Genomic DNA, 16,639 nt, shown 5'->3' on the forward strand with positions numbered 1-16,639 from the left:
CAACGGTCAGGCAATATTTTACTGTGAGGAAAAAAACATGGATCCATTATTAGATTTTACTGGAAAAGTAGCGGTTATTACCGGTGCAGCTCAAGGATTTGGCAAATTATTGGCTGAAGAACTGGCTAAACGTGGTGCTAAGTTAGTGATCAGTGATATTAACGAAGCCGGTGTTCATAGCGTTGCGGATGAAATTGCGGCAACTGGGGCACACGTTATCGCATTAAAATGCAATGTTGCTAAAAATGAAGACTGTAAAGCGATGGTTGATGCCGCCATTGAACATTTTGGTCGTGTTGATATTGGTGTCAACAACGCGGGTATTGCCCATGAGTTCCATGCGTTACACGAGATTGACGAAGCGCTCATGGATAAACAATTTGCGGTAAATGTTAAAGGTGTTCAGTTTGGTATGAGTCATCAAATTCAACAAATGTTAAAACAACAAGGCGGCGCTATTTTGAATGTTAGCTCAATGGCCGGGCTTGGCGGCGCGGCAAAGGTAGGCGCTTATTCTATGGCGAAACATGCTGTGATTGGTCTAACCAAAACAGGCGCTGTTGAATACGGTCGTCATAATATACGCATCAATGCCATTTGCCCATTTTTTACCTTAACGCAAATGGTAACAGATATGGCTGATGAAAATATGCAAAGCAAAATGAGCTTAGGTGCGCCGATGAAACGTCTCGCTGAACCTAAAGAAGTGGTTGCGGTAATGCTGATGATGTTGTCGCCTGCTAATACTTATATGACCGGGCAATGCATCGCGATAGATGGCGGCGTATCTGCGCAGTAAGCCTTAAAGGTAAGCTCAAATCACTGTTTTTGTTTACCTTTATTTTAATACTACTTTTAATCTAGCCTTTGATTTTATGTTTTGATACCAGAATAAGAAGAGAACAGTATGCTCAATGAATTAATGAATGCACGTGATATCGAATTCATGCTTTATGAATTTTTTGATAGTGAATCACTATTAAAAAGAGAACGATATCAAGACCATGATCGTCAAACATTTAATGATGTTATTGCCACGGCTAAAACAATAGCAGAAAAACACTTCTTACCTATTCGTCAAAAACTTGATACGCATCAGCCTACTTTTGATGGTAAAAACGTACATTTAATCCCTGAACTTAAACCCGCTATTGATGCCGTTATTGCTTCAGGTCTACCCTCAGCCACCGCTAATTACAACACTAATGGTATGCAGCTTCCGCCAATCATCGCAAGTATTGCCAGTTCATATTTGACTGTCGCGGGTGGTGTTGGTTTGGGCTACAACATGTTAACCACCGCTAATGCTAATTTACTTGAAGCACATGGCAGTGACGCACTGATTGAAAAATGGGTGAAGCCTATGCGTGCTGGACGTTTTATGGGTACGATGGCCATGACAGAGCCGGGCAGTGGTTCAGGCTTAGGTGATTTAATTACCAAAGCGACCAAGGCAGCAGACGGCAGTTATCGTATCAGTGGTAATAAAATCTACATCTCGGGTGGCGATCATAACCTAAGCGAAAATATTGTACATTTAGTGCTGGCTCGATTAGCTGGGGCGCCAAAAGGTATCAGGGGCATCTCACTCTTTGTTGTGCCTAAATTCTTAGTGAATGATGATGGCTCAATCGGTGCAGACAATGAAGTTGCCTTGTCAGGGTTATTTCACAAAATGGGGGGTCGAGCACAAACGTCTACTTCGTTAAGTTTTGGTGAAAAAAATGGCGCTGTTGGTTACTTGGTTGGTGAAGAAAACCAAGGGCTAAAATACATGTTTCATATGATGAATGAAGCCCGCATTATGGTTGGTACAAGCGCTGCTGCTATCGGTATAGCGGGTTATCTGTACTCATTAGCGTACGCAAAAAACAGACCACAAGGTCGTTTGCCTTCATGCAAAGACCCGCTTTCTCCTATGGTTAATATCATAGAGCACGCCGATGTTCGCCGTATGTTATTAGCACAAAAAGCATATGCAGAAGGTGCGTTTTCGTTAGTGCTTTACGGCACACAATTAAGTGACGACGAAAAAACAGCACCGAGTGTTGCCGCTAAAGAACACGCCCACTTATTACTCGACTTCCTTACCCCCATTATTAAAACTTGGCCTTCAGAATATGGCACTAAAGCCAACGATTTAGCCATTCAAGTATTAGGCGGACATGGTTATATTAACGAGCACCCCGTTGAATTATTTTACCGTGATAATCGTTTAAACACGATTCATGAAGGTACAACGGGAATTCAGTCATTAGACTTATTAACGCGCAAAGTACCGATGAACAACATGGCTGGATACTTAGCCACCCTAGCTGAAATACGTAAAACCATCGAACAAGCTAGACAGTATGAAAGCTTATCAGAGTTTACTCAGCAACTAAGTGAAGCGGTGGCTACGTTACAACAGACCACTGAAGCGGTGTTGGCCGCGATGACGACTAAAAATATAGATTTAGCATTAGCTAATTCTGTTAAATATTTAGAGTTATTTGGTCACGTTATTATTGCCTGGTTATGGCTTAAACAAGGCCTTGTTGCTACTAAAGGTCTTGAATTAAAGCCTCATCAAGATGAGGCTTGTTTTTATCAAGGGAAACTGCAAACGCTTCAGTATTTTTATCGCTTTGAATTGCCACAAATATCGTTATGGGCAGCGCTTTTACTCAACACCGACAACAGTACCTATGAGATGAAAACCGCATGGTTTTAAAGCACTTTAATTAGGTGAAAAAGTCATAAGTCTATGAAAAAAACACTTAATGGTAAGCCCCCTAATAGAAATAATAATAAAGAGATAGCTTATGCCAACAATAATTAAAAAAGATGAATTAGCACAGTACATTGGTTATCAAGCCGCACCTACGCCTTGGCATACCATTGACCAAGCGCAAATTAATCTATTTGCAGATTGTACACTTGACCATCAGTTTATCCATGTTGACGAAGTGAAGGCTAAAGCAACACCGTTTGGCACTACGATAGCGCACGGGTTTTTATCCTTATCGATGTTGTCTTATTTTGCCAAAGATTTTAGCGTGATTATTGATGGCTTTTATATGGGCTTAAATGCGGGTTTTGACAAAGTGAGATTTTTACAGCCGGTTCATGTTAATAGCCGTATTCGTGCACATGCAAAAACGTTGGCGATTGACGAAAAAAAGCTCGGTCAATACCGCTTATGTACAGAAGTCACGGTTGAGATTGAAGGTGGTGATACACCCGCTTTGGTTGCTGAGTGGGTTTCAGTACAAATGGTTAAATAACAACGCAACTTAGCGAGTTTATGCGTGCTAATAAATTAAAAATGATCATCTAGTTTTATAAATTATGCACTTTATATTTTTAAAAGCTAATTTACAGATTTAAGCCTTTATTGCTGAGGTTAACGTGAATAGAATCATTAGAAAATCGATTAAGGAAATATTATGACAATCAGTTTTGTAGGTAAAGTCGCTATTGTTACAGGCGCAGGTAATGGATTAGGTCGTTCGCATGCCTTAGCGCTTGCTGCACGTGGCGCTAAAGTTGTCGTCAATGATTTAGGTGGCGCCCGAGATGGTCGCGGCGCTTCTTCACAAGCCTCACAAGATGTAGTGCGTTTAATTGAAGACAATGGCGGTGAAGCGATAAGCCATGGCGCCAATGTTGCCAACTTTGATGAAGTACAAGATATGGTTAAACAAGCTATGGATAAATGGGGACGTGTTGATATTCTCATTAATAACGCGGGTATTCTACGCGACAAATCATTCACAAAAATGACCTTAGATGACTTTAAAGTTGTTATGGATGTGCATGTGATGGGGTCCGTTAATTGTACTAAAGCTGTTTGGGATATCATGCGCGAACAAAACTATGGGCGCATTGTGATGACTACCTCATCAAGTGGTATGTACGGCAACTTTGGTCAGTCAAATTATGGTGCAGCTAAAATGGCGGTTCTAGGGCTAATGAATACGTTAGTCATTGAAGGTGCTAAAAATAATATTCGTATTAATGCACTTGCACCCACAGCGGGGACACGAATGACCGAAGATTTAATGCCAGAAAATATTGTCAAAGCCTTTGCCCCAGAAGCCGTAACCGCTGGCATGCTGACACTGTGTGATAATGATGCGCCTAATCGCTTTATTTTATGTGCGGGAGCGGGGGGATATTCAAGTGCCAGTATGTTTGAAACCGATGGCTGTTTTATTCCACAAAACAGTCAAAGCCCCGAAAAAGTGCGTGAATGTTGGAGCGAGCTTAGCCGTCAAACAGACCAAGTTGCCTTAACCTGTGGTGCTAAACAGGGTGAGAAATTTGTCAGTAAAGCGATGGCATATATGCAATCACAGCAGTAATAGCCATGATTAAAGCGCGATTAATAAATAATAACGAATAAGGAACATCGATGAGAGAAGCCGTAATAGTATCTACCGCCCGAACTCCAATGGGTAAAATTTACCGTAGGGGCTTTAACGATTTAAAATAAAACATTTAACGTGGCATAACTATAATAATAATGTCATGCATAAAATAAGTGATTGGGGAGACGAAAATAATGGAAAAAATTTGGCTTGAAAAGAGTTATCCAAGCGGTGTTGATTTTGAAATAAATCCAGATAAATATAGTTCTTTAGCTGGCTTATTTACTAAATATACTAAGCTATATCAAGATAATACCGCGTTTATTAATATGGGCGCGAGTATTACTTATCAAGAACTGGGTGAGCAAGCTAAAGACTTTGCTGCCTATTTACAGCGAGACTTAGGATTAGTTAAAGGTGATAAATTTGCCATCATGATCCCTAATCTTTTACAATATCCTGTCGCCTTATTTGGTGCGTTAATGGCAGGTTTAACCGTCGTTAACGTTAACCCGTTATATACACCCCGAGAATTACAACATCAACTAAAAGACTCAGGTACAAAGGGTATTCTTATCCTTGAAAATTTTGCCCATGTACTTGAAGCGGTTATTGATAAAACAGATGTTGAACATATTGTCATTACTGGTGTGGGCGACCGATTAGGAAAAGTAAAAGGCTTACTGGTAAATAGTGTACTTAGGTATGTAAAAAAACAGGTGCCAAGTTTTAATTTTCCTCAAGCCGTCAGTTTTAATAAAGCGATGGAAACAGGTGCTAGGTTAAGTTTTACTCCGGTCGAGGTTACCGGAGCTGATCTGGCCTTTTTGCAATATACTGGCGGTACCACGGGGCCATCAAAAGGGGTCATGTTAACGCACCGTAATATGGTCGCTAACCTTGAACAATCTAATGCAGCAACCAAGAATGTCTATGATGTTGGTCAAGAATTCATGGTTACCGCGCTGCCGCTTTATCATGTCTATGCGCTAACCTCTAATTGTTTATGTTTTTTGCCCTTTGGTGGTACTAATCTTTTAATTACCAACCCCAGAGATATGGCGGGGTTTGTTAAAGAGCTGGCTAAATATCCTTTTACAGTAATCACCGGTGTAAATACCTTATTCAATGCGTTATTGCATACCCCAGGATTTGACCAACTAGATTTCACACCTTTAAAGCTTGGTTTTGGCGGTGGCATGTCTGTACAGCGGCCGGTTGCAGAGCTTTGGGAGAAGGTCACAAAAACCCGCTTACTAGAAGGTTATGGCCTGACAGAATGTGCACCTTTAGTGACCATGAGCCCTTATAACCAAGCAAGCTTTAATGGGTCAATTGGTGTGCCTGTTTCTTCTACCGATATTCGCCTAATGGATGATAACGGCAAAGAAGTTGCACTTGGTGAGCCGGGTGAAATGTGGGTCAAAGGCCCACAAGTAATGGCAGGTTATTACAACCGTCAAGAGGCAACGGATGAAGTCTTAAAAGATGGGTGGTTAGCCACGGGTGATATTGCCACGATGGATGTGAATGGCTTTTTTAAAATTGTTGATCGCAAGAAAGATATGATTATTGTTTCTGGTTTTAATGTCTTTCCCAATGAAATTGAAGAAGTGCTTGTTATGCATGGTGGGGTACTTGAAGCCGCTGCTATTGGTGTACCTCATGAATCAACGGGTGAGGCGGTCAAAGTTTTCATTGTACGTAAAGACCCGGAATTAGTTGAACAAGATATTCTAGACCATTGTCATGAACAGTTGACAAACTATAAACGGCCTAAATTGGTGGAATTTATTGATGAGCTACCAAAGACCAATGTCGGTAAAGTATTACGCAAAGCGCTACGTACATAAACGAAAGCTCAGTAACGTAAATTGCTCACTTACGCGGGCTATAAATAAGTCATAAAGGTATGTTAGTGTGGCCTCAATCAAACGTTGAGGCCAATCGCCTTAAAAATTGATAGCAAGTTAACACCGGTTGATACATAAAAAGGATTTACTCTTGAGTATTATTGAAAATAGCTGCCTTTTGCTGGGCCGTTTTTTAATGGGAAGCTATTTCATTCTTCCTGCTGTTAGTAAAATCAACAAATTTGACGGCACAATGACCTATATGGAACAGCATAATGTTCCCATGATCTCAGTATTATTAGTGGTGACTATTATCATTCAATTGGTTGCAGGTGCTGCGATTATTGTTGGATTCAAAGGAAAAATAGCGGCGTTTATATTAGCAGGTCTAACCTTGGTCATTAGCTTATATATGCATAACTTTTGGGTAATGGAAGAAGGTTTAGCACGTAGTCATGAATTGCAAAATCTATTCAAAAATATGGGTATTATGGCAGGTTTATTAATGATCACGGGGTTAGGTACGGGCAAATATAGTATCGACCAACATAACGTTATTCAAAGTGATGGGCATTAAGCCATTAACCTATGTCCGTATTGCTAACTTTAGCCCTGTAGGGCCAATGAAATTAGCGCTATAAACGATAATCATAAAAACGATCACAGATGGAGAGCACGCGATAATGAAAACGTCAAAACAACTATTTACCCTTATTTCTAATGAGGGACAACTTGAAATATCTTTAAAGACCGTCGATGTACCTCAACCTAAAGCACATGAAGTCATTGTTCGCATTGAAGCTGCTCCTATTAATCCATCAGATATGTGGCCAATGTTTGGTCCGGCTAATTTGGCGGAAGCAGTACTTAGCGAAGATAAATCAACATTTAGTGCGCCGGTACATAAAGGTATTTTACCACGTATTAAATCACGTTTAGACCAAGTGCTACCTATTGGTAATGAAGGTGCGGGTACTGTGATAGCTGCTGGTGACAGTGAGGCTGCACAATCGTTAATGGGAAAAACAGTCGCCATATTGACGGGGGGCACCTATGCTCAATATTGTTGCGTACCAGTACAAGCGTGTATTGTGCACAAAGAGAGTACGTCTGCGATTAATGCTGCGTCTTCATTTGTAAACCCTTTGACCGCATTAGGTATGGTAGAAACCATGCGTATGGAAGGTCATACAGCCTTAGTGCATACAGCGGCAGCATCGAGTTTAGGGCAAATGCTGAATAAAATTTGTCTCGCACAAGACATATCACTGGTTAATATTGTTAGAAATCAGCAACAGGCCGAGATACTTAAAGAGATTGGCGCGACCTATATTTGCGACTCTTCAAGTAAAACCTTCAAAGCGGATCTTTATCAAGCGATTAACGAAACAGGGGCAACTCTAGCTTTTGATGCTATTGGCGGCGGCGAGATTGTCAGCGATATTCTTACCGCGATGGAACAATCAGGTAGTAAAGACGCGGTAGGTTTTAATACTTATGGCTCTGAATCTAACAAACAAGTTTATATTTATGGCGGTTTAGACTTCTCGCCAAGTATTTTAAATCGTGCTTATGGCATGACGTGGGGCATAGGCGGCTGGTTACTGATGAGATTTTTAGCTAAGTTGCAACCCCAGCAAATTGTTAAGTTACAACAACAAGTGGCTAATGAAATCACCACAACCTTTGCCTGTACCTTTACTGAAGAGCTAAGCTTTGAACAAGCGATGACCCCAGCAATTGTTTTGCAATACAACGCGAAAAAAACGGGTGGAAAATACTTGATTAACCCCAATAAAAACTTATAACTTGGTTGCAGGAAACTCTAATTATCTTGTTATAGTTTCCTTATTTCTCTCGACCTACTTGTTATATATTTCTCAGCGATCCCTTACTTTGTATTCTTTAAAAGAATAATGAGCCATAAGTACTATTCATTTGTTTAATTTATTTCTAACGTTTACCCTACATTATCCTTATAATAATGGTTGTGATTATTACCTAAAAGCAAATGACTCAATAAGATGCTACACAATATGTTAGAAATTTATGCTGGCGAATCAGCCTTAAAGACGATTAAAGAAAAAGGATTTTCACCTGAGTTATTTACCTCTTTTTTAGGGGCAAGTGGTGGCCCTAAATGGTTTACTTTATATGGTTTAGATAAGTACCTCTTTAGTGAATTTTTTAACAATAAAGAACAAGACTTAAATCTTATTGGTTCAAGTGTAGGTGCATTTAGAAATGCCTGTTTTGCGCAAAAAGATCCTCTTGCTGCGATAGAACGTTTAGCCAAAAATTATTATGAAACCACCTATACGGATAAAGCTAAATCTGAAGAGGTTAGTCAAAAAGCCGTAGCAATGATGGACGCTGTTTTTGGTGAAACGGGCGAACAAGAAATAATTGATAATCTTCATTTTAAAGCACATTTTATCGTCGCTAAATGTAATGGTTTTGTTGGCTCTAAAAATAAACTTTTACAAGGGATCGGTCTAGCCAAAAGTTATGTGAATAACCGTATTAGTCGCCCGCGATTAAACAGCCAGTACGAGCGTTTTATTTTTCAGTCGAGCCACAGCGACCTGCAGCTCGATGATCCCGATAAAATTTCCACCACACGTGTTTCATTTTCAATAGCAAACATTCGTAACGCGTTACTCGCTTCAGGTTCAATCCCTATGGTAATGGAAGGTATTAACCATATTGAGAACACACCTAAAGGTATGTATCGAGATGGTGGTATTGTTGATTATCACTTTGATTTTGCCATTAAGAATCTAGGGTTAACGCTTTATCCTCATTTTAGCTCAACGCTTAAAGCGGGTTGGTTTGATAAAAATTTATCAAGAAAAGTTAGGCTAAAGCATTATGACAATACGGTGCTGATCTGTCCTTCAGCAAAATTTATTGATGCCTTACCTCATCATAAAATACCTGACAGAAAAGACTTTGTTGTGATGACGCGAGAGCAGCGCATGTTATATTGGCAACAAGTGATGACTGACAGCGAAAAACTCGCTGAATCGTTCGACCAGTTTTACCAAAATCAAGATATAAGCCAGATAAAAAACATCAAGCAGTTGTTGGCTTAGTTTTTAAATGAGTGCCCATTTACTACTTAAATTAACCGCTAAATGGGCACTAAAAAAAGTATCTCAAATAAGAATAAAGTTACCCCCTAAACGAGCACTTTAATTAACATGGAAATAAATATGTCCCCAAAAATTTTACATACTTTGATGCGCAGTGTAGTGCTGATTTTTTTAGTCTCGTTATCTGTTCATGCCGAAACAGAAGATACCCCTCAAGTCAATGTAGCCGTCGGTGCTCATGACAGTAAAGTGGCCAATAAGGCTGCAGAATCTATGAAAGTGAATGTTGATGAAAATAGCTTTCAATGTATAAGAAAAATGTCACCGGTAAGGCATTTTTATGTTGATAATCTTTTGGGTGATATACAAAGCACTATGGCTGCCGCTAATGCACCAGAAGGCGCTAAGTATCCTGTTGGCTCAGTTGTACAACTTGTTCCCACAGAAGCCATGGTTAAGCGAGAAAAAGGCACCTTTCCTGCAACCGGAGATTGGGAGTTCTTTGAACTTGAAGTAAATGAAGAGGGTTCAACCATAGGAAAACGTGGTTTTGTTGATGTCGTGAATCGTTTCGGTGGTAATTGTTTTTCATGTCATGCACCCGCTCGTGAGCCTTGGGATTTCATTTGTGAATCAGGCCATGGCTGTGAAACCATTCCTATTGATCATAAAATGACGGGGGCACTTCAGCGTTCAGACCCACGCTGCGAAGATGCCGTTCCTGAAGATGGCGACTGGATGGCACTTTTCAAACTTAAGAGCATGGTCAGTATTGGTTTAACTAAAAAATGGTTTGAAGATACATTTTAACGTAACCGCATGGCTTTCATTTAGTCATGGTATGACTAAAGGTCAGTATGTGATCGTTAGCTCAATTGTTGACGAAGTAGACATTGTAGTGGTGATAACCGACGCGAATTGCCTAGATAGCTAACGGGCACGCCGCACTTAACGGGATACCCGTTGCCATTAAAGTCGCATAGATGATAATTTATGCGACGATAACTTATTAGTAAATATTTAAGCCCAAGAGAGTAATGAAATGTTTAACAGTACAGAAAATTATATTGCATCAGACGAACTTCGCTTAGCAGTTAACGCGGCAATTACCCTAGAAAAACCACTGTTGATTAAAGGAGAGCCTGGCACAGGTAAAACTCAGTTAGCCGAAGAATTAGCAAAATCTCTCCATTGTAAATTATATCAATGGCATATTAAATCGACGACTAAAGCACAGCAGGGCTTATACGAATATGATGCAGTATCACGATTACGAGACAGCCAGTTAGGTGATAAACGTGTGCACGATATCGGAAATTATATTGTAAAAGGTAAACTCTGGCAGGCGTTTGAAGAAGAACAACGTCCCATTTTATTGATTGATGAAATAGACAAAGCGGATATAGAGTTTCCTAATGATCTCCTGCAAGAATTAGATAAAATGGAGTTTTATGTTTATGAAACTCAGCAAATCATTAAAGCGAAACAACGTCCGATCATCATTATTACCTCAAATAATGAAAAAGAGCTGCCAGACGCATTTTTAAGGCGTTGTTTTTTTCATTATATTAAATTTCCGACCAAGGTAGAGATGGAGCAAATTATTGCTGTTCATCACCCTGATGTAAAAAAAGAACTACTTGCACATACCTTAGAAGTGTTTTTTAATCTTAGAGATATACAGGGTATTAAGAAAAAGCCATCGACCTCAGAATTGATTGACTGGTTGAAATTACTGGTAGCCGACGATGTAGCTCAAGATATATTGATCAATAAAAAGACCGATATCATTCCTTTATTTGGCGCGCTGTTAAAAAATGAACAAGATGTATCTTTGCTTGAAAAGCTTGCTTTTATCAGTCGTAGAAACAGGTAAAGAGCGTGTTTATAGATTTATTTTTAACCCTAAGAAAACACAAAGTTCCTTGCAGCTTGCGCGAGTTATTAGACCTTATTGCGCTATTAAAAAAAGGTGTGGTTTTTGCGAACATTGAAGAGTTCTATCACTTAGCGAAAATTGTAATGGTTAAAGATGAAATTCATTATGATAAATTTGATAGTGCCTTTGCAGAATATTTTGAAGGTATTCAAGCGATTGATATTTTCGATAAAAGCTTGCCTGACGACTGGCTAAGAAAAGAGTTTGAAAAAAACTTAAGCCAAGAAGAAAAAGACAAGTTAACAGCATTAGGCGGTTTAGACGAACTAATGAAAACGCTAAAAGAACGTCTTGAAGAGCAAAAAAAACGTCATGCAGGGGGAAATAAATGGGTGGGTACGGGTGGAACATCGCCTTTTGGCGCCTATGGTTATAACCCAGAAGGAATAAGAGTTGGGCAAGATAAAAATCGAAATAACAGTGCGGTTAAAGTCTGGGATAAGCGAGAATTTAGAAATTTTGATCAAGACCGAGAACTCGGTACTCGAAATATAAAATTAGCGCTTAAAAAGCTCAGGAAATTTGCTAAAACTGGTGCGAGTGAAAAGCTTGATATTAATACCACCATTAGTGCTACGGCAAAAAATGGCGGTTTACTTGATGTGCATATGGAAGCAGAGCGTCATAATGCTGTTAAAGTATTGATGTTTTTTGATATCGGCGGTTCTATGGACGAATACATTCATACGTGTGAGGAGTTATTTTCGGCCGCGCATACTGAGTTCAAACACCTTGAGTTTTTCTATTTTCATAACTGTGTGTACGAAAGGCTATGGAAAGATAATAGTCGAAGACGAAGTGATACGGTCGATTTAGAAGAAATTATTAGAACGTTTGGTGCTGACTATAAAGTTATTTTTGTTGGCGATGCAACAATGGGGCCTTATGAAATTACTGCGCCTGGTGGCAGTGTAGAACACTGGAATGAAAAACCGGGTATTGATTATATGCAAAGAATTGTTGGGCACTTTAATAAAGTGGCTTGGTTAAATCCACAACCAGAAAGCCACTGGGATTATCATCATTCTATCTCAGTGATCAGGCGTTTAATCAACGAGAAAATGTTTCCTTTAACCGTGGACGGTATAGGAAGAGCGATTAAAGAGCTAAGCTAGGTTTTTGCCGATTTAATCTTAGCTTAGTCGGCCTGTTACCAGTCTTGTATGATGTTATTTATGATTGCCGCTGTTTTTTCTGGTTGCTCAAGCGGAAACATATGGCCGCCATTGGCTATTTGAGTCAGTGGTATATCATTCATTTTAGCAAAGCGATTAAAATAACTAACCGGTAAAACATCTGTTTTCTCGCCATATATCAAAGCAGACGGCACAGTAAGCTTATTTTTAAACGTTGTTAAATTACAAGGTAAGTGTCTAAATATGTCCGCTTCGACGTCGGGAGAAAACATTAACTCCCATCTTTTATTTTTTAGCGTGACTGCGCTGTTTACATAATCTTGTAAGCACCGTGGATCGAAATGTCGAAAGAGCTTTTTATTGGCAAAATTATTAACTAACTTTGTTTCTGAAGGCCAATGTTTTTGTCTGTTTTTAGCACGCCCCGCGGGTGATATTTTATCAATAAAAGGCGTTTTTTTAGCAACTTTTAAAAACCAAGACAAGGGGCCAGAAAATACTGGAGGGTCTAACATCACTACCCCACGAAAGAGTTCAGGATGCTGACACGCCGCCATAAAAGATATGACACCACCAAAAGAGTGGCCAATACAGATAACTTTTTGCTCTTGTTTTTTAACAAAGTCGACCAGTTCATTCACTAGAAATTGCCAGTTGTTATGGATAGGGTAATTATCGTCATGCCCATATTGCTCTAAGGCAATGGTTGAATAATCGTTTGAAAATAGTGATAGGAAAGTGCGATAACTGCCAGCAGGGAAGCCATTTGCATGGACAAAATTAATAACAGGTTTTGACATATAAGTTTATAAACACCTAATAAAATAATTACGTTAAAGACAGTGACCGTTGTGTTTAGCTTGAGAGGGTCAAGTAGGAGTCAACTAAACGTGTTTCACCGTCATGCGGTTAGAGGTAGCGATCAAAAAAGTTCACCACACTCGTTTCAGCTTTTTCATTGTCGAGTTGCCATAGCTTAGTATGCTCACCATTTTCAGCTTGCCAAAACTGTTTAGGTGCTTTGGCTGCGGCAAATAAACGTTGACCATGTTTAAATCCTACTGTTTTATCAGCGGTACCGTGCATGATATAGATAGGACGGGGAGATATTTTCGCAATGTATTTTTCAGGGTTGATCTCATCAATATCTAAATCGCCACGCCAGGCAAAAAATTTCGCCACCATTGGCATCAACGGATAGCGAGGCAAACCGTATAGTACTTTTGCCTGTTCAGCGAGTACGTCCATCGAATTAGCATAGCCACCACTAAAGACTCCGGCTTTGATCCGTGGATCTTTAGCCATCACAATCATGCTAGTTGCTGCGCCCATTGAAAAACCCATGACCCCAATCGAGTCGATATTTTTCTCAACCGTTAAATAATCTAAAGCGGCAATCACGTCTTTTTTCTCGTGATAACCCATTGTAGAAATAATCGTAGGGTCTTGGCGAGGATGACGCAGGTCAATGGCTAAGAGATTATAGCCGGCTGCGATAATAGCTTTAGCGTATCGCATACCTTCGGTCCGATTTGCTGTGCGGCCATGAACTAATAAAATGGCTTTTTTGGCGTTTTTATTACTAGAAGGCATATACCAAGCAGGTAAAGTTAAACCGTCACTTGTTTTGAAAACAATATTTTTAAAGGTAATACCTTGCTCGCTTGGCTCGCCACAATAGAAGAAACGCGCGAGCGTACATTCGGTGATCGGTAGCATTAATATTTTCGAAGAAAAATACCAGGCACTGCCAAAGTAAACACAGGAAAATAATAAGACAAAGAACAGTGCTATTTTTTTTATCATCAGTTAACTACCTAAAAAATAATGAACAATCTTATTGTTAATGGCTATATTTATGCTTTGGCGTGCCATGTTAACTATAGATCGAGGGTCATGGTCGAATCTATCGCTATTGCAGCATCTAATGCGGTTAATATTTGCTTTCTTTCTCTTAACTTGGTGCCATGGTGTGCTGTCATGTTAAGGGTTAATAATTGAGTCGCTGCGGCTTTTGCTGTCGCCATTAATGCTTCAGGTTCAACTAGCGTGTCAAGAAAACCCGCTAAGACAGCTGTTTGGGGATCAAATAACTCAGCATTGATCACCGAGCGAGTTAAGTAGTTAATAGGCACACGATTTCGTGCTAACTCAAGTCCGGCTTGGTGCATCGTCATACCAATAGCCACTTCGTTAAGTCCTATTTTAAATGATCCTATGCTGCCGATGCGATAATCACAGCTGAGTAATAAAAAGGCGCCTTTAGCGATAGCATGGCCAGTACAAGCACCAATAATAGGAAAAGGAAAGGACAACATACGTCGAGTAAGTGTTGAGCCAGCAGTAACCAAAGAGACAGCTGAGTCAGAACTTTCTTTCATCGTTTTTAAGTCATAACCACCTGAGAATATCCCCGGTTGACTCGTTAATATAACCGCTGCACTTGCTGCTTCAGCTTGATCTAGTGCGCTATTTATTTCGGTTATTACTTGATGAGAAATCGCGTTAACCTTGCCATTTTTTAAGGTGATCGTTGCAATGTTTTCATTGAGTTCAAAATCGATTAATTCCATGTTCTTTCCTATAGTTGTCTACATTGATAAAACTAGCTTTTAGCCAAATTGTGCCGCTTTTTGATAAGCAGGTCTTTGTCTCATATTTACGAGATAGTCTTTAGTGTTGTTTTTATTTTCTAATAAACCAAGACTTTCTGCAATCTCGAGTATCACAGCCATCATAATATCAGCAGCACTAAAAGAATCACCAGCAAAATAACGTCTTGAGCGTAAAGTATTTTCGATATATGAAAAATCAAGATGGTTTTCTTTAGCAATATAACCGTCGAGGGGCTTGGCGGCATCGCGCGTTTCCATTGACATCAACAATGTTGTTATTACCGGTAAACTTAACGATCCTTCGGCGAAATGCAACCATTCTAAATAATGATAATATTCACTGCTGTCTATAGCGGGTCTTAAGCTAGTTGATGTTGCATGGTTGAGAATATATTCCATTACCGCACCCGACTCACATAAAGTAACCTCACCATCAACGATAATCGGCGCTTTTGCGAGTGGATGAATTAATTTCAAACTCTCCGGCGCTAAGTTAGTGCTCGGATCGCGTTGATGCTCAACAATGTTATAAGGCATTTTAAGCTCTTCTAACAACCAAATAACACGTTTAGATCGTGATTTATTAAGATGATGAATAGTAATCATGTTTACATTTTTCCTTTTTAATTCATTTGCATAAAGTTAATGAATAAGTGTTCTTTAATCATAAGGTTAACTTTCTACCTTAAGAGATATTATGCTACTTTATCATACTTTCAGTTAAGGCTTTGCTCTCTCAGATGATATTTCGAACGTAAAAACCTAACAAGAATACCGGCAGTAAATAGCATAACCAGCGTATAAATCGCAGGAGCGAATGACATTTTATAATTTGCTAACAGCGTTAAGGCCATAAACATGGATAAAGTGCTATTTTGCAAACCTACTTCAAGGGTGATTGATGATGTTTGTGCGGGGCTTAATTTAAAAAACTTACTGGAGTAATATCCTAGTGCCATCGTTAATAGATTGAGGATCAGCGAAACGGGACCCGCGGCGATAAATGCCTCAACAACAATTTCTTGTTGAATATAGGTTAAGAAAATCAGCAGTAATGTTAAAAACAATATACCAAATCTTGATACATAAACCTGTGTACTGTCAGCAAATTTTGGGGCAAGGGCTTTTATTAGCATACCAATGGTAATTGGAAAAATCGTTAAAACGATTAAACTTAGCATGGTTTTAATGATGGGTAACTCAAACTCACTGCCTGCTCCCATAAAATGTCTTAACGATAAATTTAACACAATAGGTATGCTAAAAACGGTAACAACACTAGCAACGGCTGTCAGGGTGACAGAAAGAGCGACATCACCTTTTGCCAAGTGAGAAAACATATTAGACGTTGTGCCACCAGGACATAATACTAACAACATAATGCCGACCGCATATTCGGGCTCTAATGACATAAAATGCGCCAAACTAAAGCCAATAATCGGTAATAAAATCAGCTGATTAATTAAGCCAATAGAAACAGCTTTAGGGTAATTAACTACACGTTTAAAGTCATTGGGGACAAGCGATAGCCCCATACCCATCATAATTAAAAATATGCAAATAGGCACAACCTGTGTGTTCACAAGTGTAACTAATTCAGTACCTTCCATATTAACTCTCAGTATACGTTGTTATGTGATGGGTAAAGG

Annotated in this window: 16 protein-coding genes; 11 read left to right on the plus strand and 5 right to left on the minus strand. The window is 39.4% G+C overall.

Annotated features, from left to right (window positions below; translation table 11 throughout):
* The first annotated feature begins 37 nt into the window (after positions 1–37).
* The 11 genes from H4J52_RS14980 (at position 38) to H4J52_RS15030 (ending at position 12,354) form a co-directional block, all read left to right on the plus strand.
* Positions 38–799: an SDR family NAD(P)-dependent oxidoreductase gene (locus tag H4J52_RS14980; protein WP_182180959.1), complete on the plus strand. Its 762-nt coding sequence runs from the start codon at positions 38–40 to the stop codon at positions 797–799.
* Between the two features lie 108 nt (positions 800–907).
* The gene (locus H4J52_RS14985) at positions 908–2,713 is read left to right on the plus strand and encodes an acyl-CoA dehydrogenase (protein ID WP_182225060.1); all 1,806 of its coding nucleotides are present in this window, start codon (positions 908–910) and stop codon (positions 2,711–2,713) included.
* Between the two features lie 91 nt (positions 2,714–2,804).
* Positions 2,805–3,266, plus strand: coding sequence for a MaoC family dehydratase (locus tag H4J52_RS14990; protein WP_182223545.1), 462 nt, complete (start codon positions 2,805–2,807; stop codon positions 3,264–3,266).
* 162 nt (positions 3,267–3,428) lie between these two features.
* On the plus strand, positions 3,429–4,346 hold the full coding sequence (locus tag H4J52_RS14995; RefSeq protein WP_182180956.1) for an SDR family NAD(P)-dependent oxidoreductase: 918 nt from the start codon (positions 3,429–3,431) through the stop codon (positions 4,344–4,346).
* Positions 4,347–4,546: 200 nt separating this feature from the next.
* Complete coding sequence (locus tag H4J52_RS15000; RefSeq protein WP_182225062.1) at positions 4,547–6,205, plus strand: AMP-binding protein; 1,659 nt, start codon at positions 4,547–4,549, stop codon at positions 6,203–6,205.
* A gap of 151 nt (positions 6,206–6,356) precedes the next feature.
* Complete coding sequence (locus H4J52_RS15005; protein ID WP_182225064.1) at positions 6,357–6,782, plus strand: DoxX family protein; 426 nt, start codon at positions 6,357–6,359, stop codon at positions 6,780–6,782.
* 106 nt (positions 6,783–6,888) lie between these two features.
* A complete protein-coding gene (locus tag H4J52_RS15010) occupies positions 6,889–8,013 on the plus strand; it encodes a zinc-binding dehydrogenase (RefSeq protein ID WP_182225066.1) in 1,125 nt (374 codons plus the stop codon).
* Between the two features lie 228 nt (positions 8,014–8,241).
* Positions 8,242–9,300 (plus strand): patatin-like phospholipase family protein, encoded by a 1,059-nt coding sequence (locus H4J52_RS15015; protein ID WP_182180952.1) that lies wholly within the window; start codon positions 8,242–8,244, stop codon positions 9,298–9,300.
* Between the two features lie 120 nt (positions 9,301–9,420).
* On the plus strand, positions 9,421–10,110 hold the full coding sequence (locus H4J52_RS15020; protein ID WP_259367867.1) for a hypothetical protein: 690 nt from the start codon (positions 9,421–9,423) through the stop codon (positions 10,108–10,110).
* 232 nt (positions 10,111–10,342) lie between these two features.
* Positions 10,343–11,176: a MoxR family ATPase gene (locus tag H4J52_RS15025; protein ID WP_182225068.1), complete on the plus strand. Its 834-nt coding sequence runs from the start codon at positions 10,343–10,345 to the stop codon at positions 11,174–11,176.
* Between the two features lie 5 nt (positions 11,177–11,181).
* Positions 11,182–12,354 (plus strand): VWA domain-containing protein, encoded by a 1,173-nt coding sequence (locus H4J52_RS15030; RefSeq protein WP_182180950.1) that lies wholly within the window; start codon positions 11,182–11,184, stop codon positions 12,352–12,354.
* Between the two features lie 35 nt (positions 12,355–12,389).
* On the opposite strand, the gene H4J52_RS15035 is transcribed toward H4J52_RS15030, so the two are convergent.
* The 5 genes from H4J52_RS15035 to H4J52_RS15055 all read right to left on the minus strand — a co-directional run bounded on the left by H4J52_RS15035 (position 12,390) and on the right by H4J52_RS15055 (position 16,600).
* Positions 12,390–13,175 carry an alpha/beta fold hydrolase gene (locus H4J52_RS15035; protein ID WP_182180949.1) on the minus strand — a complete coding sequence of 262 codons (786 nt, stop codon included), beginning with the start codon at positions 13,173–13,175 and terminating at the stop codon, positions 12,390–12,392.
* 109 nt (positions 13,176–13,284) lie between these two features.
* The gene (locus tag H4J52_RS15040) at positions 13,285–14,181 is read right to left on the minus strand and encodes an alpha/beta hydrolase (RefSeq protein ID WP_182180948.1); all 897 of its coding nucleotides are present in this window, start codon (positions 14,179–14,181) and stop codon (positions 13,285–13,287) included.
* A 74-nt stretch (positions 14,182–14,255) separates the two neighbouring features.
* Positions 14,256–14,948: a crotonase/enoyl-CoA hydratase family protein gene (locus H4J52_RS15045; protein ID WP_182180947.1), complete on the minus strand. Its 693-nt coding sequence runs from the start codon at positions 14,946–14,948 to the stop codon at positions 14,256–14,258.
* Positions 14,949–14,987: 39 nt separating this feature from the next.
* Positions 14,988–15,596, minus strand: a complete 609-nt coding sequence (locus H4J52_RS15050; RefSeq protein ID WP_182225070.1) for a glutathione S-transferase family protein — start codon at positions 15,594–15,596, stop codon at positions 14,988–14,990.
* A gap of 110 nt (positions 15,597–15,706) precedes the next feature.
* A complete protein-coding gene (locus H4J52_RS15055) occupies positions 15,707–16,600 on the minus strand; it encodes a bile acid:sodium symporter family protein (RefSeq protein WP_182180945.1) in 894 nt (297 codons plus the stop codon).
* Positions 16,601–16,639 lie beyond the last annotated feature (39 nt).

It is taken from the genome of Colwellia sp. MB02u-14 (genome assembly GCF_014076915.1).
In the GTDB taxonomy this organism is placed as follows: Bacteria; Pseudomonadota; Gammaproteobacteria; order Enterobacterales; family Alteromonadaceae; genus Colwellia_A.